We start from the raw sequence: 22,683 nt of genomic DNA on the forward strand, positions 1-22,683 counted from the left end.
GAAGGGCTTTCCATGCGACAGGTTCCGATATATCGTTGAGGCATCGCGACAGATCAACGATGGAAGGAGCGTAATGATGCGTTCGCATGGACACGGACAGGGTCAGGGCCATGGGCACTGCGGGCCCGGACATCAGGGTCGGGGCGAATGGGAGGGCCGGCGTGCGGCGTTCGGGCCCTGGGGGCCGCCGTTCGGTGGACCCTTCGGCGGCGGGCGGGGGCGCGGCGGCGGCCGGGGCAGGGCGCGGCGCGGCGATGTGCGCGCCTCGATCCTGGCCCTGCTGAAGAACCGTCCGATGCATGGTTACGAGATGATCCAGGAGATCGCCGAGCGCAGCGGCGGTGCCTGGAAGCCCAGCCCCGGCTCGGTCTACCCGACGCTTCAGCTGCTCGAGGACGAGGGGCTGATCGTCTCGGAGAGCGAGGGCGGCAAGAAGCTGTTCACGCTGACCGATTCGGGGCGCGCCGAGGCCGAGACGGGTCCGGAGGCGCCGTGGGAGGAGGCCGGGCGCGGCATCGACTGGGACACGGTCAATGAGATCCGTCAGGCCGGCTTCGGGCTGATGGAGGCGTTCGGCCAGGTCTGGAAGACGGGGAACGCCGAGCAGCGGCAGAAGGCCGTGGCCGTCATCAACGAGGCCCGCAAGAAGCTCTACCTCATCCTCGCCGACGAGCACTGAGCCGAACGCCGGCAGCGAGGGACCTCGCGCCGCGGGGCCCCTCGCGCGTGCTCAGGTGACCAGTCCGCCCAGCCTGCGCAGCGACTCGTTGAGGGCCGCCGTCGCCGAGTCCGTGAGCTTGCCCGCCATGAGGGAGACGGCCGCTCCGGTGAACTCGCCGTCGATGCGCACCGTGGTGGCCGGGCCGTCCGGCGCGAGCGCGTAGCGCGTGCCGACGTTAACGGACATCGGCCCCTTGCCCTTGATGGCGAGCACCCGCTCGGTCTCCAGCTCCTCGATCGTCCAGGTCACCTCGGCGGGAAAGCCCATCAGTTTCATGTTCTCGGTGAACACGGCGCCGGTCTCCAGTGGTTCGGGGCCGCCCTTGGGGAAGCTGGTGTGCGTGGTGTTCCACCGGCCGTACGAGTCGAAGTCCGTCAGCTGGGCCCAGACCTTCGCCGCCGGCGCCTCGATGCGTGCCTCCGCGCTGACCTCGGCCATGTGGCCACCCCTTCCGGTCGGGTTACGGTGCCGGGAACGTAGCCGCGGGTGCGCGAACATTCAATACTGATGACCTGTCAGATCGTGCCGGTCGCGGCGGCGTCTCGACATGCGTAACGGGGGTGACGGTCCTGACGCGCCCTGACATCATGTCGGGATGCGCACGTCTTCGGGTTCGGGAAGAAGCGCCGGCCTGGGCATCGCCCTCGGGTCGGCCTTCGCCTTCGGTGGGTCGGGAGTCGCGGCCAAGCCGCTGATCGAGGGTGGGCTCGACCCGCTCCATGTGGTGTGGCTGCGGGTGGCGGGTTCCGCCCTCGTCATGCTGCCGCTGGCCTGGCGTCATCGCGCCCTCGTGCTGCGCAGGCCCGCCCTGCTCGCGGGCTTCGGGCTGCTGGCCGTCGCGGGCGTGCAGGCCTGCTACTTCGCGGCGATCTCGCGCATCCCCGTCGGCGTCGCGCTCCTCATCGAGTACCTGGCGCCCGCTCTTGTGCTCGGCTGGGTGCGCTTCGTCCAGCGGCGCCCGGTGACCCGCGCCGCGGTCGTGGGCGTCCTCCTCGCGGCAGCCGGACTCGCCTGCGTCGTGGAGGTCTGGTCCGGGCTCGGCTTCGACGCCCTCGGACTCCTGCTCGCGCTCGGCGCCGCGTGCTGCCAGGTCGGCTACTTCGTGCTCTCCGACCAGGGCGGCGACAGCCACGACGCACCCGACCCGCTGGGCGTGATCGCCTACGGTCTCCTCGTCGGCGCGGCCGTGCTCACTGTCGTGGCCGGGCCCTGGGGCATGGACTGGTCGCTGCTCGCGGGCGCCGCGGACATGGACGGCACACAGGTGCCCGCGGCCCTGCTGCTCGGCTGGATCGTGCTGATCGCGACCGTGCTCGCGTACGTCACCGGCGTCGTCTCGGTACGCATGCTCTCCCCCCAAGTGGCCGGTGTCGTGGCCTGTCTGGAGGCGGTCGTCGCGACCGTGCTGGCCTGGGTACTGCTGGGCGAACACCTGTCGGCCCCGCAGATCGCCGGCGGCGCGGTGGTATTGATCGGGGCCTTCATCGCCCAGTCACAGGCGCCCAAGGCGCCGTCCGGGCCGGTCGCCGAGGGTGGGCCGGAGTCGGTCCGGACCGGCGCGGGGGAGAGCGCCTCCGCCGGCGAGTTGTCCGCCGGACACCCCGCCCCGTAGTGTGGCGATCATGCATTCGACTGTGCTTCCGCCGCCTGCCGCCTAGCGCGGGCGGCCGTTTTCCGACGAGGACCGGGATCGGGGTGCCCCCGAGCGGTTCGCCGCTGCCCGCGTGACGGAGCCGAGCGACCCCTCATCCCCTGTCCTCCACACGGAGAAGTCACGTGTCGAATTCCTCTGCAGCTCCTGTCGGCGTGCCCGTCGGACGGAGCCTCGTCTATCTCGTCTTCGCCGGCGTCGCCTGGGGCACGGCCGGCGCCGCGGCCTCCCTCGTATTCGGCGTGAGCGACCTCGGTCCGCTCGCGCTGTCCTTCTGGCGCTGCGCGGGCGGACTCCTGCTGCTGCTCGCCGTCCTGGCGGTACGGGCACGCCGGCGGGCATCGGCCCCCGCGCTCCGGGCCGTCCCCGAGTCCCGCGGGCGCAGGTTCCTGCGCATCGCGGGCACCGGTGCCGGGCTGACGCTCTTCCAGAGCGCCTACTTCGCCGCCGTGGGGGCGACCGGTCTCGCCGTGGGAACGGTGGTCACGCTCGGCGCGGGGCCCGTGCTCATCGCCGTCGGCGCCAGGCTCACCATGGGCGAACGCCTCGGCCGCGGCGGCACTCTCGCGGTGGCCGGAGCCCTCGCCGGGCTCGGCGTGCTGGTCCTCGGCGGCGAGGACGGCACCGTACGGCCCCTGGGGGTCGTGCTCGCCCTGCTCTCCGCGGCCGGGTACGCCGCGATCACCCTGCTCACTCGATGGCTGGGCCGGGACGGAGGCGGTGGCGACTCGCTTTCGACGACGGCGTGGGCCTTCGCCATCGGCTCGGTCGGCCTGCTGCCCATGGCGCTCGCCGAGGGACTGCTGCCGCACACCGCCGACCCGGCCAGGGTGGCGTGGCTGCTCGTCTACGTCGCGGCGGTGCCCACGGCGCTCGCTTACGCGCTGTACTTCGCGGGCGCCGCCGTGGTCCGCGCCGCCACCGTCTCCGTGATCATGCTGCTGGAGCCGGTGGGCGCGGCCGTCATCGCGGTGACGCTGCTGGACGAGCGGCTGACGCCGGCGACGGTCGTCGGCACGCTGCTCCTGCTGACCGCCGTGGCGGGGCTCGCGGTGGCGGAGGCACGGGTCGCGGCGGTACGCAGGCGGGCGATGGCCACGGCATGAACCGGGCGGCTCGGGCGGCGGGTGTTCCGGTAGGGGGCGTGGCGGGGCCGGCAGTCCAGGGTCGGCCCCGCGCCCGGCCCGTGCCTCGCCGGAGGCGGCGTGCCTCCGGCACGCGGCACGCCCCCTGCGCGCCCGATCGGTGCGGGCACCCGGCGGCGGGCGGACGGCGTCGGGTGGCCCTCCGACCGGCGGACGGCGTCGGACGGCCCCCGACGGGCATCTCCCCGACGGGCGGACGGCGTCGGGCCCGCTCAGGCGAGCGTCGCCAGGTAGGCCGGGAGAGGCGTCGACTCCGGGAGGTCGGGCGACGGGATCGGAGGGCCGTACGTGGCGGCCACCGGGATCACCCCCGTCCAGTGCGGCAGCGTCATGTCCTCGGGCTCGTCGTTCGGTCCGCCCGAGCGGCACTTCGCGGAGACCTCGGTGAGGTCGAGGCGGACGACGGCCGTCGCCGCCAGCTCCTTGGCGTTCGCCGGGCGTGAGTCCTTCGACCGGCCCGCGACCACGTGGTCGACCAGGGCATCCAGGGCCATGCGCTTCTCGTCCGGGTCGGTGACCTGGTGCGCCGTGCCGTGGATGACCACCGAACGGTAGTTGATGGAGTGGTGGAACGCGGAGCGTGCCAGCACCAGGCCGTCGACATGCGTGACCGTCAGGCACACGGCCAGGCCCGGATCGGTCTCGCCCGCCAGCCGCATCGGCCGCGAACCGGTCGAACCGTGGACGTACAGCGTCTCGCCGACGCGGGCGTAGAGCGTCGGGAGTACGACGGGCGCGCCGTCCCGTACGAAGCCGAGGTGGCAGACGTAGGCGCTGTCGAGTATCGAGTGGACCAGCTCACGGTCGTACGAGGCCCGTTCTCGGGCCCGGGTCGGAACCGTGCGGCCGGTCGGTTCGTACGCGGTGGCGGTGTCCGGCTGGGCATGGTCCGGCATTGCGTCCTCCATTGCACTAGTGCATAATCTGTTTTGTGCTAGGAGAATATCGGATCACTGGACGGCGGGCATTGGAGATTGCCGGGAGTGTCGAGCGCGCGGTGGGCGCGGGCGATCTCGAACCGGGTCAACTGCTGCCGCCGATGCGCGAGTTGGCGCAGGACCTCGGCGTCAATCCCAATACGGTGGCGGCCGCCTACCGCACCCTGCGCGAGCGCGGCGTCATCGAGACCGCCGGCCGCAGGGGAAGCCGGGTGCGCCCGCGCCCCGCGAGTACCCCCCGTAACGCCATCCGGGTGGACGCGCCGCCCGGCGTGCGCAACCTCGGTGAGGGCAATCCCGACACCGCCCTGCTGCCGCCGCTGGACGCGGCGCTCGCTGCCGCTGCCCGTCGCCACGCCGAGAAGCCCACGCTCTACGGATCAGGCCCGCTCGACCCCGGGTTCGTCCGCCTCGCCAGGGCCTCTCTCGATGCCGACGGGGTCCCTGCCGGGCCGCTCGGCGCCACCTCGGGCGCGCTGGACGGTATCGAGCGCGTCCTGTCCGCCCACCTGAAGGCCGGTGACACGGTCGCGGTCGAGGACCCCGGGTGGGGAAGCGTGCTCGACCTGGTCACGGCTCTCGGGCTCAAGGCGCTGCCCGTCGGGCTCGACGACGACGGTCCGCTCCCGGCCGATACGGAACGGGCCCTCGCGGCAGGGGCCCGCGCGATCGTCGTCACCGACCGGGCGCAGAACCCCACCGGCGCGGCCCTCTCGGCCGAGCGGGCCGGGGAACTCCGCGCCGTCCTCGGCCGGTTCCCGCAGACCCTGGTCATCGAGGACGACCACGGGTACGCGATCGTCGAGCAGCCGTTGCACCCGCTCGCCGGCGCCACCGCCAGTTGGGCCTTCGTGCGCTCGGCGGCCAAGGCGTACGGGCCGGACCTGCGGGTCGCGGTCCTCACCGGTGACCAGGTCACCGTCGACCGGGTGCAGGGCCGGTTCGGACTCGGTCCCGGCTGGGTCAGCACCCTGTTGCAGGGCGCGGTCGCCCATCTGTGGGCGTCCGACGCGATCGACCCCCTGGCGGTCGCGCGCTCGTACGGCCGGCGGCGTGAGGCGCTCATCGGGGCACTCGCTCGCCGGGGCGTCACGGCGCACGGTCGCAGCGGGATGAACGTGTGGGTGCCCGTGCCCGACGAGACCGGCGCGGTGGCGCGGCTGCTGCACGCCGGCTGGGCGGTTGCTCCAGGGGCCCGTTTCCGGTTGTCCGCGCCGCCGGGCGTGCGCATCACCGTCTCGGGGTTGACGCCCGGGGACGTCGAACCGATCGCCGCCGCGGTGGCCGCGGCGATCGGCCCCATGCCGGCCCGAAGTTACGGCTGAGCGGCCGGGGTCGGGGGAGTGGCCGGGGTCGGCTGAGCGGCCGGGGCAGGCGCTCCGGCCGCATCCGCAGTGCGTGCCGCCTTCGTACCGGCCGCGTCCCGGGGGCCCGCCGACGCCGCGACGGGGGCGGTGCGCGCGGTCTTGGCGCGGCTCTGCGTGAGGGCCGCGCCCGCCAGCACGATCAGCGCGCCGACAGGTGTGTTCCAGGCGAGCTGTTCGCCCAGCAGTGCCACGCCCGCCGCGGTGGCGATGACCGGAATGAAGTACGTGACCATCTGCGCCGTCGTCGGGCCGACCTCGTCGACCAGCCCGTACTGCATCAGCACGGCCAGTCCGGTCCCCAGCGCGCCGAGGGCGACGACCGCGAGCAGCGGCACGAGCGGGAAGGAAGTGGGCATCGCGGTGAACAGCGGGGTCACAATGGCGAGTTGGACCGTGGCGATGCCCAGCTGCGCTCCGGTGAGCGACAGGTTCGAGTGGCTCGAGCCCGCCAGCGTACGGCGCACATAGATCCAGCCGACCGGATAGCTGAGGGAGGCGAACAGTGCCATCGCCGTGCCGCGGAAGTCGAGGCCCGAGAAGCCCTGCCAGGCGCCGAGCACCGTGAGCACGCCGAGGAACCCGATCCCGAGTCCCGCGACCCGCCGACGGGTCGGCCGGTCCTCGGACAGGGCGACCAGGGACAGCGCCATGCCCCACAGCGGCGAGGTGGCGTTGCAGATGCCGGCGAGAGTCGAGGGGATCGTCAGCTCGGAGTAGGCGAAGAGTGAGAACGGCAGCGCGTTCAACAGCAGCGCCGCTACGGCGAGATGGCCCCAGGTGCGCAGTCCGCGCGGCAGCCGTTCGCGCCGGAACGCCATCGCCACGGCCAGCACGGTGGTGCCGAAGAAGAGCCGGCCCAGGGTGACCTGGAACGGCGCGTAGGCCCCGGTGCCGACCTTGATGAGGAGGAAGCTGAAGCCCCACACGGTGGAGAGCACTGCGAACCTGATGCGCCAGTCGACGGCGCCGCGGCGCGAAGCGGTGGGCGGAAGGGGCGAGCGGGCGTGGCCGGACGTGGCACGCGCCGAGGCGGCGATGGTCATGTCCTCAACGATCCCGGCTTCGACCTCGTAGGACAAGCGAGAAAATCTCGACCTGTTCGCTTAGCATTGCTTACATGTTGAACCTGGAGCGCCTGCGCACCCTCGACGCCCTCGCCCGGCACGGTTCCGTGAGTGCCGCCGCCGACGGACTGCATGTGACCACCTCGGCCGTCTCCCAGCAGATGGCGAAGCTGGAGCGGGAGGTGGGTCAGCGGCTGCTCGCCAAGAACGGGCGCGGAGTGCGCCTGACCGATGCCGGACAGCTCCTCGCCGACCACGCCGCCCGCATCCTGTCCCAGGTCGAACTCGCCCAGTCCGACATCGAGGCGCAGCGCGGTCAGGTCGTGGGGGAGGTGCGGCTCGGCGCTTTCCCCACCGCCGCCCGGGGCCTGTTCCCCGCCGCCGTGGCCGCGCTGCGCGGCGCCCACCCCGACCTGCGGGTGCGCACCCGCGAGCTGGAGCCCGAGCTGGGCCTGCGAGCCGTCATCCGCGGCGATCTCGATCTCGCCGTGGTCCTCGACTGGAGCAACAAGCGGCTGCCGGTGCCGGGCGGCCTCACCCACGCCCAGCTCCTCGACGACGTTCCCGATGTCGCCATGCCGGCCGGCCACCCCCTCGCCGGCCGGGACGAGGTGGACCTGGAGGAGTTCGCGGACGACGAGTGGGTCTCGTGGCCGGAGGGCGAGTTCTGCCACGACTGGCTGGTCTTCACTCTGCGTTCCAAGGGCTTCGAGCCCAAGATCGCGCACCTGGCGGGCGAACACCACACCCAGCTGGCGCTGATCGCCGCCGGTCTCGGCGTATGCGTCACTCCCCGGCTCGGCCGCGGACCCGTCCCCGAGGGCGTCGCGTTCGTGCCCGTACGGCAGCGGATGCGCCGCCATGTGTACGCGGCCTGGCGCACGGACGCCGACCGAAGGCCCTCCATCAGGGCGGCGGTCGACGCGCTCCGCGCAGCCGCGGGATCACAGCGCTGAGAGCTTCCTGAAGTCCCAGGAGGCGATCGCGTCGGGCGTCAGCCGCAGCCAGGCGTGCCGGCCGTCGTGCGGCATCGCGTCGAGGCCGAAGTTCTTGCGGGCGAACAGCGCTTCCGGAGCCCGCAGTTCGGGGCGGTCATCGCCGGTGCGCGGGGCCTCGCCGACGAACACGGCGGTGCCGGAGAGCTCGACGCCCCTCAGCTCTGCGTACTCCTCGCCCTCGTCGACCACGACGGCGATGCGCGGATCGCGGCGCAGTTCGGCCCAGCGGCGGCTGCGGGTCAGCGAGTACAGCCACAGCGACGTACCGTCCCAGGCGAACCACAGGGCGCTCACATGGGGGCGGCCGTCGGGTGAGACGGTGGCGACCCGGCAGGTGCGCTGTTCGGCGAGGAAGGCGTCCACCTCGGCGGGGGTCATCATGATGCGCCGGCCACGGCGCTGGGCGACGGCCATCGCCTGTCCCTCCGGTAGCTGACTGTGTGTCAGAAAGCATGGCGGCACTTCCTCCGCCGCGCAATGGCGGCTACTCTCGCGCGCCCCGGGGCAGCGAGGAGGGACCGCGTCATGGCGTCCGAACAAGAGCTTGCCGAGCAGCTGGATCCCGGCAGCACCGTGTTGCTCACCGTCGAATGCCAGGAGGGCGTCGTCGGCGCGCCGAGCGCGCTGCCGGAACTGGCCGCGCAGGCCCGCTCCTCCGGTGCGCTGCGCAATGTCGCGCGCCTGGTGGGAGCGGCGCACGAGGCGGGCGTGCAGGTGATGCACGCCGTCGCGGAGCGGCGGCCGGACGGGCGGGGCGCGAGCCGCAACGCCCGGCTGTTCCGGGCCGCCGCCCGGCTGCCCGTGCAGCAGCACTCCGGTTCGGCCGCGGTCCGCGTCGCGGCGCCGATCGAGGTGGCGGACGAGGACTTCGTCGTCCGCAGGCTGCACGGATTGTCCCCGGTAGCGGGCACCGAGGTGGACGCACTGCTGCGCAACGTCGGCTGCCGCACCCTCGTCGTGACGGGCGTCTCGGCGAACGTCGCCGTCCCGGCCGCCGTCTTCGACGCGGTCAATCTCGGCTACACCGCGGTCGTGGTGGCGGATGCCATCGCGGGGGTGCCCGCCGAGTACACCCCCGCGATGATCCGCAACACCCTGTCGCTGGTGGCCACGATCACCACCACCGACGCCCTGCTGGGTTGCTGGAAGCGGCCACGCCGGACACCGAACACATACCGGCCCGGCCCGGCCGCCTCCCCCGCGTGACCCCCACGGCGGTTCCGGCGCCTGACCCCGTGCGCCGGAACCGACGCGTCACGCGAGCTTGATGGAATCCCCTTCCACGGTGATCGACGCCGGAGGCAGCGGCGAGGTCGCGGGACCCGCCTTGACCGTGCCGTCCGACGCGTCGAAGGCGCTGTTGTGGCAGGGGCAGGTGATGACCCCGTTCGCCACGTCCTTGACCGCGCAGCCCTGGTGCGTGCACTTCGACGAGAAGGCCTTGTACTCACCCGCCCGCGGCTGCGTGATCACCACGTCCCCGACGACCTTGCCGCCGCCCTCGGGGATGTCGGTCGTCTTCGCGACCACGGAGCCGCCACCCGCGCCGCCCGTCGATCCGCCGGTCGTGCCTCCGCCCTGGTCCGCGGGCTGTTCGGACACCGACCCGCTCGAGTCGTCCGAACCGCCGCAGGCGGTCAGGGCGACGGCGAGACCGGCGCCGCCCGCCGCGGCGACGACAGTGCGCCGCGCCACGGTCCGTGCGGTCCCCTGCGATCCGGTCATGTTGGCTCCCTCTCCACGGCCGGCCCCGTGCCGGTCGGTTCGTGATGTTGTACGGGGAACGCGGCGCCCGCGTTCAACGCTTCACACATTTCTCGCGAGGCCACTTCAGCCGCCGGTTGAGCAGCCACCGGCCGCCCGACCGCCCTTGCGGCACGGTAGCGGGCGACGACGATGGTTCCGTCGCAGCGCCTCGTCACGATGGCGGCGTCCGCGAAGGTCAACGGCGTCAGATCCACGAACACGATGTCGTAGCGCTCACGCAGCCCGTGCAGGCGGGTCAGGCATGATTCCGCACCCAGCCGATCAGGGCACCCCCGCGCTCCCGCAGTCCCCTCCGCGGCCACCGCTCTTCGAACCCGAGAGCCCACCTGCCCGGTCCGAAACTGCCTCTGCGAGGGGAAGCCTGGAAGGTCCGGTGACTGGCCGGCCGAACGACTATGACTGGGCTGCCCAGTTGAGCCTGTCAGCGGGATTCCGCCAGTCACCGTGGTCCTCCGCAAAGACGGCCAGTAGGTCGTGCGTCCCGTTTCGCAGGATTTCGGAACAGACGCCAGCGGATGTGAATCTAGTCCCGGCTGAACGGCTCGAGGTCTCCTGACGGTGGATCAAATGAGTGATCTTCCGGTGGTGGCCGACTTGTTCCCTGAGCTGTCCATCGATCTCCGGCGCTCTCGCAGACAGCCAAGAGACCGAACTTGCTCCGTTCCAAGCTCCTTTGCAAGGTGCGGCATTCGTTCGACTCCCCAGCCGCTCCCCAGCGGTAGCGGCTGAGGGAGGTCGAGCCCCGGGGATATCGCGAAGTGCGGCGTGCCGAGTGATGAGGCGATCATGGTGCCGGCTGGGGGAGGTCGACACGCCCTCAACGCATCCCGCTTGCTCACGGGAGACCGCGATGTGCTGACAGGCTGCCACCGCGCAATGTGAGCAGCCTCGCGGGATCGAGCCTGGGGGTGTTTTGTGCGGGCCGGCATCCGGTGTGCCAGGGCGTTTACTAGCGGGGGCTGTGCTCTGCAGGCGCAACGTGCGCGGCGTCCGATCAGTCGTTTCGCAGCTCTGGTGGAAGCGGCTTCCGCAAGGCGGCGAACGGGCTCTGGTTGCGTTGTCGAAGGGAGTGTCAGGACATCGCTGAGGAGTCCGGACGCCCAAGTGACGCTCGATCGGCTGGCGACCTCACCTGTCCGGCGCCGAACGGGCCGCGAAGTCCGCGAACCAGGCGAGCATCTCGGAGTGGGCCACTGATCCTTCGCCGCTGACGTTGGCGACAAGGGGACCCTGCAGGATGCGCTTGACGGGTACTTCGAGCTTCTTGCCGGTGAGCGTGCGCGGGACGGCGGGGATCGGCACGATCACGTCGGGCACATGTCGCGGGGACAACCGGCGCTTGATGGCTGTGGCTATCCGCTCGCGCATGCCGTCGTCAAGTGTGATGTCGTTGGCGGTCAGGACGAACAGGGGCATGAAGTAGCCGCCGTCGGGCTGTTCCACGCCGATGACGAGGCTGTCGGCGACTTCGGGCAGCCGTTCGACGACGGCGTAGATATCGGCGGAGCCCATCCGGACGCCCATGCGGTTGAGGGTGGAGTCGGAGCGGCCGGCGACGACGACCGACAGGTCCGCGTCGACGGCAATTGACGCCCTCGACGAGGCCTACCTGAGCGCTCCCACCTTCCGTGCGGAGTCGGCCCGCGCCGAGACCTTCGGTGCACGGGCCTTGACGGACTTCAAGGGCGACCCGTTGTACACCGTCCCGGGGGACGACGAGGCGAATCACAAGTACCCTCTCGACCTCGCAAATCAAGAGGGGATGGCCGGGTCCCACGTCATCGACAAGCACGTCGGAAAGACGGACGAGCAACTGGAGCAACGGCTGAGGGATCAGCAGGTGGTCAGGCCTGCGGGTATCACCCCGAATGCCGCGTCGTCGTTCAACACGCTCTCACAGGCACAGCGATACACACAGGCTGCTCTGGATGATCCGACCAATCAGCGGAAGATTGACAACTGGCTCGCGGGAAACCCGGGCCCCACCTCGACACGCAACCTGCTGCTTGAAACCAATGATGTCGTCGGAAGGTCGTGGACCCGCGGCGATGCGGCCGCGCATGATGTCACCAACGTATGGGTGACTTTGAGGCCTCGCCCAGGAGGCCACTCACCGTTCGTTGTGCTCACTTCCATGCCCAGTGACAGCACTCAGCATCCGTAGCACAATCTGTTTTCTCTCGATCCAAGGAATCCAAGTGACTGAGGTGGACAAGGCATCGTGGGATTGTTCCTTGCGCGCCCTCTTCGGTGAAGGCATGTTCGCGTCAACCGGTCCGCGGCGGCACGAGGACTGGCGGCGTGACGCCCTCGACGTCATGCTCCTGAAGACGCGGGATCCGCGTGGCTGGCTGACACTTACCAAGGCCCCTGGTGGTAGCCCGTATACCGCTTCTGGCGCGGATCAGCCATTCTCCTCGGTTTCCCTGGCTCATTTTGATTGGATTTTCGCGGTACACGGAAAGGGGGCAGAGCAGATTCTTGTCACACTTCAGGGCGAGTGGTTCACCACGACTGACATTCCCGATTTCGAATCGAGGGAGGAAGAGCTTCTCGGCCATTCCAGAACAATCCTTGGACGGTTCGGCGAAGGAGCTCTTCACTTCACCAACATCTCGGTGGCGAGAGACGATCCGGAGGCGGACATGTTCAACCGAGACGGTGCCTACGAGTGCTTCAGTGACTACACCGTGGACTGTGGCGTGATCGCGGTCTCAGATACCGAGATCGGTGTCTTCTGGTCCTTTGTCATCGACTGAAAGAAGTTCCGTGCGTACCCGCTCCGCCACCTACCCTGACCGGCCGACCGCCCAGTGGTGCACCCAACAGTGCCCCGAGCCGGGGGCTCGAACCGGCGCCCCGGCTGGACCGCCCGGACTGGCAATGGCGCTGCTGGGGCACACCGCACACGCCTTCGCGGTGCGCCGGCCCCGGGGGCTGGTCTCCGCGGTGCGTACCGCCGTGGACCCGCCCCCGGCAGCCTCGGAACCGCTCAACCGGTTCGGCGAACTCGTCGACGCCAAGGACTCGTGGGGCCCACTCCGGTACCGGTGGTGATTCCACTCAAGGAGCCGGCTGCGGCCCGCGGAGAGAGACATCCTGCGGCGCAGCCGTTGACCGGGGCGGCCGCCGAGTTCGACCGCGCCTGTGTGGAGCCATCTCTTCAAGCCGAGGCCGGAGCGGCGATACCGATCGCTCAGCCCACTGGCCTGCTCGACAAAGGCCCGCCGCCGACAGGAGGAGCGGTCGCAGAAGACCACCGCACACGCGGCCTGACCTGCAACTTCCTCCCCGTCAGCGGCCGCTCGGCCAGACGGCGTTCATACGAAGAGTGCGCACGGCGGGCACGAGCTCGGCAGCCGGGACATCGCGGGCCGGCCCACATGCCACCGCCATCACGACCAGAGCCTCCGCGTTGAAGTCCAGCCGCTCCAACCGCACATCGATTTCCGGGAACAGCACATCTTCCAGCGAACAGACCCCCACGACCGAGAGATCCGCTGACGGAACGTTCCCGCACACGCTCGCTGACCTGGGATTCACAAGCTGCGGTCAGAGCCTCGAAACTCCCCAGATTCTCCCCACGGTTCATTCCAGGTTCTGGTGGAGGACTGGGCTTCGGCCCGCACCGTTGCTCGTGAAGACCGGACGCTGGGCCCGATAACCTGGGAAAATGCTCACAGAAGTCACCGCGACCCGCTACGTCACCCCCCTACGGGAGGGCGGATCACTGCCTGGAATCGTAGAGGCCGACGATTTCGGCACCTACGTCATGAAGTTCACGGGCGCCGGGCAGGGCCGCAAGACCCTCGTCGCCGAGGTCATCTGCGGGCAGCTCGGCCGGCGACTGGGCCTGCGCGTGCCCGACCTGGTCACCATCCAGCTCGACCCCGTCATCGGGCTCTCCGAACCCGACCAGGAGGTGCAGGAACTCCTCAAGGCCAGCGGCGGCCTGAACCTCGGCATGGACTTCCTGCCCGGCTCGCTCGGCTTCGACCCGCTCGCCTACGCGGTGGACGCGACGGAGGCCGGCAGGGTCGTCTGGTTCGACGCCCTGATCAACAACGTCGACCGCTCCTGGCGCAACACCAACATGCTGGTGTGGCACGGGGATCTGTGGCTCATCGACCACGGCGCCACGATGATCTGGCACCACAACTGGCCAGGTGCCGCGGCTTCCGCCGCCAAGCCGTACGACGCCTCCGACCACGCGCTCGCTCCCTTCGGTCCCGACATCGCCGCGGCCGCCGCCGACCTCGCGCCGCTCGTCACCGAGGAGCTGCTGACCGAGGTCGCGGCCGAGGTGCCCGACGAGTGGCTGGTCGACGAGCCCGGATTCGACTCCACCGACGCCCTGCGCCGCGCCTACGTCGAGGCGCTGCTGCCACGCGCGGCCACGATCCACGAGCGCATCGTCCTCGGCGCGCCCGCGAAGCCCAGGCGGCCCCAGCCGCCCGGCTGGCTGACCGAGCACCTGGCGCCGTGGCCGCACCCGACCAAGAAGAGCAAGGACGCCGACCGATGAGTGAGAGGGACGTATTCGAGTACGCGCTGCTGCGCGTCGTGCCGCGCGTCGAGCGCGGGGAGTGCTTCAACGCCGGCGTGGTCGTCTACTGCCGTGCGAAGACCTTCGTGGCCGCCCGCACCCATCTGGACGTGGCCAAGCTGACGGCGCTCGACCCGGACGCCGATGTCACCGGTGTGCGGGCCGCGCTCCAGGCCGTCGAGGGCGTGTGCCGGGGCGGGGAGGACGCCGGACAGGCGGCGCGTGACGACGCGGGCCGCCGCTTCCGCTGGCTCATCGCGCCCCGGTCCACGGTCGTTCAGCCCGGTCCGGTGCACACGGGTCTGACCCTCGACCCGGAGGCCGAGGTGGAACGCCTGCTCGACCTGCTGGTGCGCTGAATGCCGGCCCGGACCGGTGTGACTTGCGACGCCGGGCCCCGGTGCCGTTGACACCGGGTGCCAGGGCTTCTAGCGTCCTTCCTGCCGAGGTACTAAGCGGTCGCTCAGCCTAAGGGCAGGGAGCGGCCGACTGAGACCCGGCCCAGCATCGATGGGCTTCAAGGGCGAGGAGAACCAGAATGTCCACCACCGAGCAGCGCGTGGCTGTCGTGACCGGAGCCGCACGCGGCATTGGCGCCGCCACCGCCGTCAGGCTCGCGGCCGAGGGCCGCGCCGTGGCCGTACTCGACCTCGACGAGGCCGCCTGCAAGGACACGGTCGAGAAGATCACCGCGGCCGGCGGCAAGGCCGTCGCCGTCGGCTGCGACGTCTCCGACGCCGCCCAGGTGGAGGCCGCCGTGGCGCGCATCGCCGACGAACTCGGTGCGCCCACCATCCTGGTCAACAACGCCGGCGTGCTCCGCGACAACCTGCTGTTCAAGATGAGCGAGTCCGACTGGGACACCGTCATGAACGTGCACCTCAAGGGTGCGTTCCTGATGGCCAAGGCCTGCCAGAAGCACATGGTCGACGCCGGATTCGGCCGTATCGTCTCGCTCTCCTCGTCGTCGGCCCTCGGCAACCGCGGCCAGCTCAACTACTCGGCGGTCAAGGCCGGTCTCCAGGGCTTCACCAAGACCCTCGCCAAGGAGCTCGGCAAGTTCGGCATCACCGCCAACTCGGTCGCGCCGGGCTTCATCGTCACCGAGATGACCGCCCAGACCGCGGCCCGGGTCGGCATGGGCTTCGAGGAGTTCCAGGAGGCCGCCGCCGGCCAGATCCCCGTCCAGCGCGTCGGCCGCCCCGAGGACATCGCGAATGCGATCGCCTTCTTCACGGGCGACGACGCCGGTTTCGTCTCCGGTCAGGTCCTGTACGTGGCCGGCGGCCCGCTCAACTGAATCGGGGTACGACGGACATGGCAGCAGCACAGGAGCCAGGAGAGCGGCAGATGCCGGACAGCGGAAAGGTCGCCCTCATCACCGGCGGCAGCAGGGGCATCGGCTACGGCATCGCCGAGGCGTTCGTCGCACGCGGCGACCGGGTGTGCATCACCGGACGCGGCGAGGAGGCCCTCAAGGAGGCCGTGGAGCGGCTCGGCGCCGACCGGGTCATCGCGGTGGCGGGCAAGGCGGCCGACGAGGCCCACCAGGCGGTCGCGGTGGAGCGCACCATGGAGGCGTTCGGCCGGGTGGACTTCCTGGTGAACAACGCGGGCACCAATCCGGTCTTCGGCCCCATGGCCGACCTCGACCTGAACGTCGCGCGCAAGGTCTACGAGACCAATGTGATCTCGGCGCTCGGCTTCGCCCAGCGGACCTGGCAGGCCTGGCAGAAGGAGAACGGCGGTGCGATCGTGAACATCGCCTCAGTCGCCGGCGTCTCCGCCTCCCCGTTCATCGGGGCCTACGGCATGAGCAAGGCCGCCATGGTCAACCTGACCCTGCAGTTGGCGCACGAGTTCGCGCCCACCGTGCGGGTCAACACGATCGCCCCCGCGGTGATCAAGACCAAGTTCGCCGAGGCACTGTACGAGGGCAGGGAGGCCGAGGCGGCCGCGGCCTACCCGCTGGGACGGCTCGGTGCGCCCGAGGACATCGGCGGCGCGGCGGCGTTCCTCACCTCCGAGCAGTCGGGCTGGATCACGGGACAGACACTCGTCGTGGACGGCGGTATCTTCCTCAACGCAGGCGTGCACTGACGCCCGGCGGAGCAGCCTGAGCGGGTTTGTGCAGTAATGATCCAAATGCCCCGCCGGGGCATCGGTTTGACCCGGCGGGGTCTGCGGTATGGTCTGCCGACCCATGGCTGAACGAGGAGCGTGCACGTGTTCAACCGGACCTGTCTGCAGGCCGCTGCAGCCCTAGCGTCCATATCTCTGCTGGCGGGATGCGGCCTTTTCTCCGACGAGGACACCGGCAGTGAGCGGAAGATAGCGGTCGGTACGACGAGTGAGCCGAGCACACTCGACCCGGCGGCGGCCTGGGACGGCTCGTGGGAGCTGTACAGGAACGTCTTCCAGACCCTGGTCAGCTTCCCGACGGGTTCCACCACCCCGCAGCCGGACGCGGCCGAGGGGTGCCGGTTCACCGACGCGGCCAACAAGGTCCTCGAGTGCAAGCTCCGTGAGGGGCTGACCTTCACCAACGGGGAGGCGCTGAACGCGGCCGCGGTCAAGCACTCCATCGACCGCATCCGGACCATCGACGCGAAGGGCGGCCCCACCGGCCTCCTGGGTTCCCTCGACAGGATCGAGACGGCCGACGAGCGCACGGTGACCTTCCGGCTGAAGACGCCGGACGCCACGTTCCCGTTCATCCTCGCCACTCCGGCGATGTCGATCGTGCCGCCCTCGGAGTACCCCGCGGGCAAGCTCCGTGAGGACGGCAAGCTGACCGGATCCGGCCCGTACGCGCTGGACTCGTACGCCAAGGGGGATCATGCCGAGCTGACCCGGTTCAGCAAGTACAAGGGCTTCGCCAAGATCCAGAACGATGCCGTCACGATCCGGTACTACCAGGACTCGAACGTGATGATGCAGGCCCTGAAGGACCGGAAGATCGACGCGATCAACCGTGGTCTGACCGCGGAGGAGGTCGTCGAGCTCCAGGAGAAGAAGCCGGAGAACGACCACCTCCAGCTGGTCGAGACCGTCGGCGCCGACATCCGCTACCTGGTCTTCAATCCCAAGGACCCCTACGCCGGCAAGCTCGCGGTACGGCGGGCGATCGCCCAGGTCGTCGACCGCGGCGCCCTGGTCGAGAAGGTGTACCACGGCACGGCCGAGCCGCTGTACTCCATGGTCCCCAAGGGCATCGCCGGGCACACCACCGAGTTCTTCGACCGCTTCGGCGAGCCCAACGTGACCAAGGCCGAGGAGATCCTCCAGGATGCGGGGATCAGCGAGCCCGTGCCGCTGACCCTCTGGTACACGACGGACCGCTACGGCTCCTCGACGGCACCGGAGTTCGCCGAACTCAAGCGGCAGCTCGAGGAGACCGGCCTCTTCAAGATCACGGTTCAGGGCAAGCCGTGGAAGGAGTTCCAGACCGGCTACCAGAGCGGCGACTACCCCGTCTTCGGCCGAGGCTGGTTCCCCGACTTCCCGGACCCCGACAACTTCATCGCCCCGTTCGTCGGCCCCGACAACGTCCTCGGCACCCCGTACAACAGCCCCGAGATCACCGAGCAGCTGCTGCCCCAGTCCCGGCGCGAGAGCGACCGCGGCGCGGTCACCAAGCAGTTCGAGCGGGCCCAGGAGATCCTCGTCGAGGACGTCCGCCTGCTGCCCCTGTGGCAGGGCAAACTGTATGTGGCGGCCAGTGAGGAGATCGGCGGCGGCGAGCGCGCGCTCGACCCGCAGACGGTCATGCAGATGTGGGAGCTGTACCGCAAGACGAGCTGGTGATCGGATTGTCAGTCGCGGCAGGTAGGTTCTGGGATCTCGGCTCCGAGATCTCGGAACCACCTGTTGTCTGACGGAGGTTGTTGACGTGACCGACACCGACATGCTGCCCGGGTCCTGGCGCGGCGTCCTCGGCGAAGAGCTGCAGAAGCCCTACTTCAAGGAGCTCACCGAGTTCGTCGAGAAGGAGCGGGTGAACGGTCCGGTGTACCCGCCGAGCACCGAGGTGTTCGCCGCGCTGGAGGCCACGCCGTACGAGCGGGTCAAGGTGCTCATCCTCGGCCAGGACCCGTACCACGGAGAGGGGCAGGGCCACGGCCTGTGCTTCTCGGTCCGCCCGGGTGTGAAGACCCCGCCCTCCCTGCGGAACATCTACAAGGAGATGCAGGCCGAGCTCGGCCACCCGATCCCGGACAACGGCTACCTGATGCCGTGGGCCGAGCAGGGCGTCCTGCTGCTCAACGCGGTGCTCACCGTCCGCGCCGGCGAGCCGAACTCCCACAAGGGCAAGGGCTGGGAGAAGGTGACCGACGCCGTGATCCGCGCGGTCGCCGCGCGGCCCGACCCCGCCGTGTTCGTTCTGTGGGGGAACTACGCGCAGAAGAAGCTGCCGCTGATCGACGAGTCGCGCCACGCGGTCGTCAAGGGCGCGCACCCCTCACCGCTGTCGGCCAAGAAGTTCTTCGGATCCCGCCCCTTCACGCAGATCAACGAGGCGGTCGCGGCGCAGGGCCACGAGCCGATCGACTGGCGCATCCCCGACCTCGGCTGACCGTTCACACTACGGACTGACAGGCTCGGGCGATGTGCCCGAGCCTGTGCCGGATTGTCCTGAGTGGCGGATAGCGTCGTGACATCGGCAGCGAGCCGTTGGACGTGGGAGGCCACAGTGATCGACCAGCAGCAGACTCCCGGAGACGCCGTCATGACCCGGATCGGGCAGGCGGCCATGCTGCTCCACGGCGGCGACCGCGAGGAGGCGCGGCATCGTTTCGCCTCGATCTGGGCGGAGATCTCGGACGCCGGCGACCCGCTGCACCTGTGCACCCTCGCGCGCTATATGGCCGACGCCCAGGACGACCCGGACGACGAACTGGCCTGGGACCTGCGCGCCCTGGCGGCCGCGGAAGGGCAGAGCGAGGCGCGCGGCGCGTCGCAGAGCGGGGTGGGCGGCGGGTCAGGGGGCGAGATGCGCGGCGCGTCGCAGAGCGGGGTGGGCGGCGGGTCAGGGGGCGAGATGCGCGGCGAGTCGCAGAGCGGGGTGGACGGCGGGTCAGGGGGCGAGATGCGCGGCGAGTCGCAGAGCGGGGTGGACGGCGAGTCACGCACCGAGGCGCGAAGAGGTGAGTCACCTTGTGGGGTGGGCCGCGAGGGACGGACCGCCCGGCACGAGCAGTCGCTCGCGGTACGCGCCCTCTACCCCTCGCTGCACCTCGATCTCGCCGCCGACTACATCAAACTGCGCCGGCCGGAGGCCGCACGGGCCCACCTGGACCGGGCGCGCGCGGCGACGGATGCCCTGGCGGACGACGGGTACGGAAACGGGGTGCGGACCGCGATCGACCGTCTGGAGCGCACACTCGGCGCGGGCTGACACTCAATTCCCGTACCTCTGACGGCAGATACGTGCCTCGGGGCTGTCGGAACGCCATCCGCCGTAGTCCTGGCCGAGATCGCAGATGTCTCCCCGGTTCAGGGGGATCCTGGGCAGGGGCGGCAGCTCCGGCCGCGGTACGGCGGGAGTCTGCGGCGCACGGCTTCGTGCACGGGTCGGCGGGGCCTCCTTGTGCGGTGCGCGAGCGCCGGCCTTCTCGCGTCGGTGCGCCGGGGGAGGCGTCGCGGGCGCGGTCCGCTTCGGCAGTGCGGCCTCCAGTGCCTCGCGGGCGGGCCCCTGCACGATCTGGGGTTCCACCGCCTGGTCCGGTCGTACGGCGGAGGGGTGGGCGGGTGCGGGAGCCGGCTGCGCCTCCACGGAGACGCAGCCTGTCGCGGCCCACGCCGCCATCCCGACCAGGACCTTTGCTGTCAGTGTTGTTCGCTGCACCCACGCAACTCTGCTGGGCGTGAGGGGCGTTGCCGGGGAGTGCAGGCCGCAAATGGTCCGCACGGGTGAAGCGGCTTTCAGCCGTCCTCGGGAATGTGGCTCATTCGCCGGTCACGCCGTCGATCCGCTCGCGCAGCAGATCGGCGTGGCCGTTGTGGCGGGCGTACTCCTCGATCATGTGCGCGATGATCCAGCGCAGGTTGTAGGTGCGGTTCCCGGAGATCTTGCCCTCGCTCAGGTCGTCGAGTCCCCGCCCTGCGGCCACCGTGCGGGCGGCGGCCACCTCGGCACGCCAGTCGGCCAGCGTCCCGTCCCAGGTGGTCTCCTCGCCGACGCGGAAGTCGCCGTCCGGGTCCTCGTCGCTGTAGTAGAGGGCGTCGACGTCCTCGCCGGCCATGACCTGGCGGAACCACCAGCGTTCGACGTCGGCGAGGTGCCGTACGAGGCCCATCAGGGTCAGGGTCGACGGCTCCACGGATGCCGTGCGCAGCTGCTCGTCGCTCAGGCCGGCGCACTTGGTGACGAGCGTCGCGCGGTGGTAGTCCAACCAGCCCTCCAGCATGGCGCGTTCGGCGGCGGTGGTGGACGGTTCGGTGCGCTCAAGCGTGGTCATGGCGGCCATCCTCGTGCAGAAGGCCACCACCGGCCAGCGGTTATTGCGAGCCGGCGCCCGGGCCGAGCATGCCGCGCAGCAGCTCGTCGAAACCGGTGCGCAGCTCCTGCCGGCTGGGCACGGCCCGGTGGTAGGAGCCCGCCGCGCAGGAGAACATCAGCCCCTCGCACCAGGCGACCAGGGACAGTGAGTGCCGCTCCGGCTCGGCGGAGCCCGCGGCGGCCATCATCGCGTTCAGCGGTTCGCGGAAACGGGCGCCCGCGTTGTCGTAGAACGCGCGCAGCTCCGGCCGGCGGACCGCCTCCAGGGCCAGCTCGTAGCGCGCGACGAGCAGCTCCCGGTGCCCGGTGAGGTAGCGGTGCAGCGCGAGTGCGAGCCCGTCGAGCAGCGCCTGACGGCCTTCGCCGGGTGCGGGCATCTCCTCCAGGGCGAGGACGCCCGCCTCGCGCTCGGCCAGCCGGTGCACCGCCATCTCCAGGAGGGCCTGCCGGGTGCGGGCGAGGTTCGACGTCGAGCCCTGGGGGAGGCCGGCCGCCTCGTCGACCGCGCGATGGGTCAGGCCGCGCATGCCGCGCTCGAAGAGCAGCGACAGCGCCGCGTCGCCGATGAGCGCGGTGCGCGAGTCGGCGTCGACGGCGGGCACGCGGGGGACGGTGGCGCGTGCGCCCGCGGCGGCGGTGCGGGACGGGTGCGGGGCTCTGCGTTCGACCATGCCGCCCAACCTACCGCGTCGACTACAGCTGTAGTACGGTGTCTTTCACTACAGGTGTAGTCAACGTGTCGAGGAGCAGTCATGCCCGAAGCCCGTGCAACGTCCCGAGCCGTCGTCGTCGGCAGCGGCATCGGAGGCCTCACCGCGGCCGTCGCCCTCAGCAGGCAGGGCTGGCACGTCACCGTCCTGGAGCGGGCCGCCTCCTTGGAACCGGTCGGCGCGGGCATCGGCCTCGCCCCCAACTCCCAGCGTGCCCTCGACGTCATCGGTCTCGGCGACGAGATCCGCGAACTCTCCGCCTGGCAGGGATCCGGCGGCATGCGGAACCCGGCGGGCCGCTGGCTCGCCCGTACCGACGCGGCCGCCGCGGCCGAGCGGTTCGGCGGCCCTCTCGTGCTGCTGCACCGCGCCACGCTCGTCGACCGCATCGCACGCCGCCTCCCCGCGGACGCCGTCCGCACCGGATGCCCCGGGGAGTTGTCCGACCCGGGAGTCGCCGGCGGCCGCCGCGCCCGCGTGACGACGCCCGAGGGTGAAATCGAGGCCGACCTCGTGATCGGGGCCGACGGCATCCACTCAGGGCTGCGCGCAGGCCTCTTCCCGCGCCACCCCGGCCCCGCGTACTCGGGTTTCACCACCTGGCGCCTCGTCGTGCCCGCCCCTGACGCCCCCTTCGAGCCCCACGAGACCTGGGGCCCCGGCTCACTGTGGGGCACCCAGCCCCTCAAGGACGGCCGGATCTACGCGTACGCCGCCGCCACCGCACCCGCCGGAGCCGCCACGGGCGACCAGAAGACCGAACTGCTGCGCCGCTTCGGCCACTGGCACGACCCGATCCCCGCCGTCATCGCCTCCGTCGACCCCTCCCGGGTGCTGCGCAACGACGTCCACCACATCATCGAGCCGCTGCCCGCGTTCCACCGCGGCCGCACCGTGCTCATCGGCGACGCCGCCCATGCCATGGCCCCCACCCTCGGGCAGGGCGGCAACCAGGCCATCGAGGACGCCGTCGTCCTAGCCCACCACGCATCGCCCTCCTCGGACCTCGGCGCCGGCCTCGCCGCCTACAGCGCCGAACGGCTGCCGCGCACCACGGCCGTCGTCCGCAAGTCCGCGCGCGTCGCCCGGCTCATGTCGCTGACCAGCACCCCGGCCGTCGCGGTCCGCGACGCCCTGATGTCCACCGTCTCCCGCCTCGGTCCCGGCCTGGTCCTGCGTACCTTCGACGGCATTGCCGACTGGCGTCCGCCCCAGCACACGTATGCTGCCGGAGCACAGGACGTGCACGAAGGACGGCCGGCGGGACGCTGACG

26 protein-coding genes and 1 pseudogene are annotated in these 22,683 nt (G+C 70.8%); 17 read left to right on the forward strand and 10 right to left on the reverse strand.

The genetic code is table 11. The annotated features are described in order from the left end of the window. Positions 1-76: 76 nt before the first annotated feature. Positions 77-679 (forward strand): PadR family transcriptional regulator, encoded by a 603-nt coding sequence (locus tag ACH5AF_RS23000; RefSeq protein WP_398904114.1) that lies wholly within the window; start codon positions 77-79, stop codon positions 677-679. A gap of 51 nt (positions 680-730) precedes the next feature. Here ACH5AF_RS23000 and ACH5AF_RS23005 read toward each other — a convergent pair whose 3' ends face one another. Further along, positions 731-1,159 carry an SRPBCC family protein gene (locus ACH5AF_RS23005; protein ID WP_398903726.1) on the reverse strand — a complete coding sequence of 143 codons (429 nt, stop codon included), beginning with the start codon at positions 1,157-1,159 and terminating at the stop codon, positions 731-733. A gap of 157 nt (positions 1,160-1,316) precedes the next feature. Here ACH5AF_RS23005 and ACH5AF_RS23010 point away from each other — a divergent pair, with 157 nt between their 5' ends. Then, a complete protein-coding gene (locus ACH5AF_RS23010) occupies positions 1,317-2,333 on the forward strand; it encodes an EamA family transporter (RefSeq protein ID WP_398903728.1) in 1,017 nt (338 codons plus the stop codon). A gap of 164 nt (positions 2,334-2,497) precedes the next feature. Beyond that, positions 2,498-3,478, forward strand: a complete 981-nt coding sequence (locus tag ACH5AF_RS23015) for a DMT family transporter (protein WP_398903731.1) — start codon at positions 2,498-2,500, stop codon at positions 3,476-3,478. A gap of 251 nt (positions 3,479-3,729) precedes the next feature. On the opposite strand, the gene ACH5AF_RS23020 is transcribed toward ACH5AF_RS23015, so the two are convergent. After that, the gene (locus ACH5AF_RS23020) at positions 3,730-4,413 is read right to left on the reverse strand and encodes a pyridoxamine 5'-phosphate oxidase family protein (RefSeq protein ID WP_398903733.1); all 684 of its coding nucleotides are present in this window, start codon (positions 4,411-4,413) and stop codon (positions 3,730-3,732) included. A 35-nt stretch (positions 4,414-4,448) separates the two neighbouring features. Here ACH5AF_RS23020 and ACH5AF_RS23025 point away from each other — a divergent pair, with 35 nt between their 5' ends. Continuing rightward, on the forward strand, positions 4,449-5,780 hold the full coding sequence (locus ACH5AF_RS23025; RefSeq protein ID WP_398903736.1) for an aminotransferase class I/II-fold pyridoxal phosphate-dependent enzyme: 1,332 nt from the start codon (positions 4,449-4,451) through the stop codon (positions 5,778-5,780). Here ACH5AF_RS23025 and ACH5AF_RS23030 read toward each other — a convergent pair. After that, positions 5,771-6,865 (reverse strand): DMT family transporter, encoded by a 1,095-nt coding sequence (locus tag ACH5AF_RS23030; RefSeq protein ID WP_398904116.1) that lies wholly within the window; start codon positions 6,863-6,865, stop codon positions 5,771-5,773. The genes ACH5AF_RS23025 and ACH5AF_RS23030 overlap by 10 nt on opposite strands. Positions 6,866-6,939: 74 nt before the next feature. On the opposite strand from ACH5AF_RS23030, the gene ACH5AF_RS23035 reads away from it, so the two are divergent. Then, complete coding sequence (locus ACH5AF_RS23035; protein ID WP_398903737.1) at positions 6,940-7,842, forward strand: LysR family transcriptional regulator; 903 nt, start codon at positions 6,940-6,942, stop codon at positions 7,840-7,842. Here ACH5AF_RS23035 and ACH5AF_RS23040 read toward each other — a convergent pair. Further along, positions 7,831-8,298: a pyridoxamine 5'-phosphate oxidase family protein gene (locus ACH5AF_RS23040; protein ID WP_398903739.1), complete on the reverse strand. Its 468-nt coding sequence runs from the start codon at positions 8,296-8,298 to the stop codon at positions 7,831-7,833. The genes ACH5AF_RS23035 and ACH5AF_RS23040 overlap by 12 nt on opposite strands. 111 nt (positions 8,299-8,409) lie before the next feature. On the opposite strand from ACH5AF_RS23040, the gene ACH5AF_RS23045 reads away from it, so the two are divergent. Beyond that, positions 8,410-9,090 carry a cysteine hydrolase gene (locus tag ACH5AF_RS23045; protein ID WP_398903741.1) on the forward strand — a complete coding sequence of 227 codons (681 nt, stop codon included), beginning with the start codon at positions 8,410-8,412 and terminating at the stop codon, positions 9,088-9,090. A 48-nt stretch (positions 9,091-9,138) separates the two neighbouring features. Here ACH5AF_RS23045 and ACH5AF_RS23050 read toward each other — a convergent pair whose 3' ends face one another. After that, positions 9,139-9,609, reverse strand: a complete 471-nt coding sequence (locus tag ACH5AF_RS23050; protein WP_398903743.1) for a Rieske (2Fe-2S) protein — start codon at positions 9,607-9,609, stop codon at positions 9,139-9,141. Between the two features lie 1,170 nt (positions 9,610-10,779). After that, a pseudogene (locus ACH5AF_RS23055) lies at positions 10,780-11,217 on the reverse strand (acetoacetate--CoA ligase); the annotation flags it as partial. 196 nt (positions 11,218-11,413) lie between these two features. On the opposite strand from ACH5AF_RS23055, the gene ACH5AF_RS23060 reads away from it, so the two are divergent. The 3 genes from ACH5AF_RS23060 to ACH5AF_RS23070 all read left to right on the forward strand — a co-directional run bounded on the left by ACH5AF_RS23060 (position 11,414) and on the right by ACH5AF_RS23070 (position 12,708). Then, positions 11,414-11,815: an RNase A-like domain-containing protein gene (locus tag ACH5AF_RS23060; protein WP_398904117.1), complete on the forward strand. Its 402-nt coding sequence runs from the start codon at positions 11,414-11,416 to the stop codon at positions 11,813-11,815. Positions 11,816-11,849: 34 nt separating this feature from the next. Then, the gene (locus ACH5AF_RS23065) at positions 11,850-12,410 is read left to right on the forward strand and encodes a hypothetical protein (RefSeq protein WP_398903745.1); all 561 of its coding nucleotides are present in this window, start codon (positions 11,850-11,852) and stop codon (positions 12,408-12,410) included. Between the two features lie 124 nt (positions 12,411-12,534). Then, complete coding sequence (locus tag ACH5AF_RS23070; RefSeq protein WP_398903747.1) at positions 12,535-12,708, forward strand: hypothetical protein; 174 nt, start codon at positions 12,535-12,537, stop codon at positions 12,706-12,708. A gap of 237 nt (positions 12,709-12,945) precedes the next feature. Here the strand turns inward: ACH5AF_RS23070 and ACH5AF_RS23075 are convergent, their stop codons facing one another. Then, entirely contained in the window at positions 12,946-13,113 is a 168-nt protein-coding gene (locus ACH5AF_RS23075; RefSeq protein WP_398903749.1) for a hypothetical protein, read from the reverse strand. A 211-nt stretch (positions 13,114-13,324) separates the two neighbouring features. Here ACH5AF_RS23075 and ACH5AF_RS23080 point away from each other — a divergent pair, with 211 nt between their 5' ends. The 7 genes from ACH5AF_RS23080 (at position 13,325) to ACH5AF_RS23110 (ending at position 19,595) form a co-directional block, all read left to right on the forward strand. Next, on the forward strand, positions 13,325-14,176 hold the full coding sequence (locus ACH5AF_RS23080) for a HipA family kinase (RefSeq protein WP_398903751.1): 852 nt from the start codon (positions 13,325-13,327) through the stop codon (positions 14,174-14,176). Beyond that, the gene (locus ACH5AF_RS23085; protein WP_398903753.1) at positions 14,173-14,556 is read left to right on the forward strand and encodes a DUF3037 domain-containing protein; all 384 of its coding nucleotides are present in this window, start codon (positions 14,173-14,175) and stop codon (positions 14,554-14,556) included. The genes ACH5AF_RS23080 and ACH5AF_RS23085 overlap by 4 nt, the downstream gene beginning before the upstream one ends. 179 nt (positions 14,557-14,735) lie before the next feature. Further along, positions 14,736-15,497, forward strand: a complete 762-nt coding sequence (gene fabG, locus ACH5AF_RS23090; RefSeq protein ID WP_398903755.1) for a 3-oxoacyl-ACP reductase FabG — start codon at positions 14,736-14,738, stop codon at positions 15,495-15,497. A gap of 50 nt (positions 15,498-15,547) precedes the next feature. Further along, on the forward strand, positions 15,548-16,297 hold the full coding sequence (locus ACH5AF_RS23095; protein WP_398903756.1) for an SDR family oxidoreductase: 750 nt from the start codon (positions 15,548-15,550) through the stop codon (positions 16,295-16,297). Positions 16,298-16,423: 126 nt separating this feature from the next. Then, entirely contained in the window at positions 16,424-18,004 is a 1,581-nt protein-coding gene (locus ACH5AF_RS23100) for an ABC transporter substrate-binding protein (RefSeq protein ID WP_398903758.1), read from the forward strand. An 85-nt stretch (positions 18,005-18,089) separates the two neighbouring features. Beyond that, on the forward strand, positions 18,090-18,773 hold the full coding sequence (locus ACH5AF_RS23105; RefSeq protein WP_398903760.1) for a uracil-DNA glycosylase: 684 nt from the start codon (positions 18,090-18,092) through the stop codon (positions 18,771-18,773). A gap of 78 nt (positions 18,774-18,851) precedes the next feature. Continuing rightward, complete coding sequence (locus ACH5AF_RS23110; protein ID WP_398903762.1) at positions 18,852-19,595, forward strand: hypothetical protein; 744 nt, start codon at positions 18,852-18,854, stop codon at positions 19,593-19,595. A 3-nt stretch (positions 19,596-19,598) separates the two neighbouring features. Here the strand turns inward: ACH5AF_RS23110 and ACH5AF_RS23115 are convergent, their stop codons facing one another. The 3 genes from ACH5AF_RS23115 to ACH5AF_RS23125 all read right to left on the reverse strand — a co-directional run bounded on the left by ACH5AF_RS23115 (position 19,599) and on the right by ACH5AF_RS23125 (position 21,370). Continuing rightward, entirely contained in the window at positions 19,599-20,045 is a 447-nt protein-coding gene (locus ACH5AF_RS23115) for a hypothetical protein (protein WP_398903763.1), read from the reverse strand. A 100-nt stretch (positions 20,046-20,145) separates the two neighbouring features. Beyond that, the gene (locus ACH5AF_RS23120) at positions 20,146-20,658 is read right to left on the reverse strand and encodes a DinB family protein (protein WP_398903765.1); all 513 of its coding nucleotides are present in this window, start codon (positions 20,656-20,658) and stop codon (positions 20,146-20,148) included. A gap of 40 nt (positions 20,659-20,698) precedes the next feature. Next, positions 20,699-21,370: a TetR/AcrR family transcriptional regulator gene (locus ACH5AF_RS23125; RefSeq protein ID WP_398903766.1), complete on the reverse strand. Its 672-nt coding sequence runs from the start codon at positions 21,368-21,370 to the stop codon at positions 20,699-20,701. 81 nt (positions 21,371-21,451) lie between these two features. Here ACH5AF_RS23125 and ACH5AF_RS23130 point away from each other — a divergent pair, with 81 nt between their 5' ends. Further along, positions 21,452-22,681: an FAD-dependent monooxygenase gene (locus tag ACH5AF_RS23130; RefSeq protein WP_398903767.1), complete on the forward strand. Its 1,230-nt coding sequence runs from the start codon at positions 21,452-21,454 to the stop codon at positions 22,679-22,681. Positions 22,682-22,683: the final 2 nt, after the last annotated feature.

It is taken from the genome of Streptomyces sp. NPDC018833 (assembly GCF_044390825.1).
In the GTDB taxonomy this organism is placed as follows: Bacteria; Actinomycetota; Actinomycetes; order Streptomycetales; family Streptomycetaceae; genus Streptomyces.

Excerpts from the sequence above, each read along its gene's own strand:
- ACH5AF_RS23095 (WP_398903756.1), top strand. The coding sequence starts at position 15,548 with ATGCCGGACAGCGGAAAGGTCGCCCTCATCACCGGCGGCAGCAGGGGC.
- ACH5AF_RS23010 (WP_398903728.1), top strand. The coding sequence starts at position 1,317 with ATGCGCACGTCTTCGGGTTCGGGAAGAAGCGCCGGCCTGGGCATCGCC.
- ACH5AF_RS23050 (WP_398903743.1), bottom strand. The coding sequence starts at position 9,609 with ATGACCGGATCGCAGGGGACCGCACGGACCGTGGCGCGGCGCACTGTC.
- ACH5AF_RS23000 (WP_398904114.1), top strand. The coding sequence starts at position 77 with ATGCGTTCGCATGGACACGGACAGGGTCAGGGCCATGGGCACTGCGGG.
- ACH5AF_RS23070 (WP_398903747.1), top strand. The coding sequence starts at position 12,535 with ATGGCGCTGCTGGGGCACACCGCACACGCCTTCGCGGTGCGCCGGCCC.
- ACH5AF_RS23125 (WP_398903766.1), bottom strand. The coding sequence starts at position 21,370 with ATGGTCGAACGCAGAGCCCCGCACCCGTCCCGCACCGCCGCCGCGGGC.
- ACH5AF_RS23130 (WP_398903767.1), top strand. The coding sequence starts at position 21,452 with ATGCCCGAAGCCCGTGCAACGTCCCGAGCCGTCGTCGTCGGCAGCGGC.
- ACH5AF_RS23060 (WP_398904117.1), top strand. The coding sequence starts at position 11,414 with ATGGCCGGGTCCCACGTCATCGACAAGCACGTCGGAAAGACGGACGAG.
- ACH5AF_RS23120 (WP_398903765.1), bottom strand. The coding sequence starts at position 20,658 with ATGACCACGCTTGAGCGCACCGAACCGTCCACCACCGCCGCCGAACGC.
- ACH5AF_RS23085 (WP_398903753.1), top strand. The coding sequence starts at position 14,173 with ATGAGTGAGAGGGACGTATTCGAGTACGCGCTGCTGCGCGTCGTGCCG.
- ACH5AF_RS23040 (WP_398903739.1), bottom strand. The coding sequence starts at position 8,298 with ATGGCCGTCGCCCAGCGCCGTGGCCGGCGCATCATGATGACCCCCGCC.
- ACH5AF_RS23030 (WP_398904116.1), bottom strand. The coding sequence starts at position 6,865 with ATGACCATCGCCGCCTCGGCGCGTGCCACGTCCGGCCACGCCCGCTCG.
- ACH5AF_RS23045 (WP_398903741.1), top strand. The coding sequence starts at position 8,410 with ATGGCGTCCGAACAAGAGCTTGCCGAGCAGCTGGATCCCGGCAGCACC.
- fabG (WP_398903755.1), top strand. The coding sequence starts at position 14,736 with ATGTCCACCACCGAGCAGCGCGTGGCTGTCGTGACCGGAGCCGCACGC.
- ACH5AF_RS23005 (WP_398903726.1), bottom strand. The coding sequence starts at position 1,159 with ATGGCCGAGGTCAGCGCGGAGGCACGCATCGAGGCGCCGGCGGCGAAG.
- ACH5AF_RS23080 (WP_398903751.1), top strand. The coding sequence starts at position 13,325 with ATGCTCACAGAAGTCACCGCGACCCGCTACGTCACCCCCCTACGGGAG.
- ACH5AF_RS23020 (WP_398903733.1), bottom strand. The coding sequence starts at position 4,413 with ATGCCGGACCATGCCCAGCCGGACACCGCCACCGCGTACGAACCGACC.
- ACH5AF_RS23035 (WP_398903737.1), top strand. The coding sequence starts at position 6,940 with ATGTTGAACCTGGAGCGCCTGCGCACCCTCGACGCCCTCGCCCGGCAC.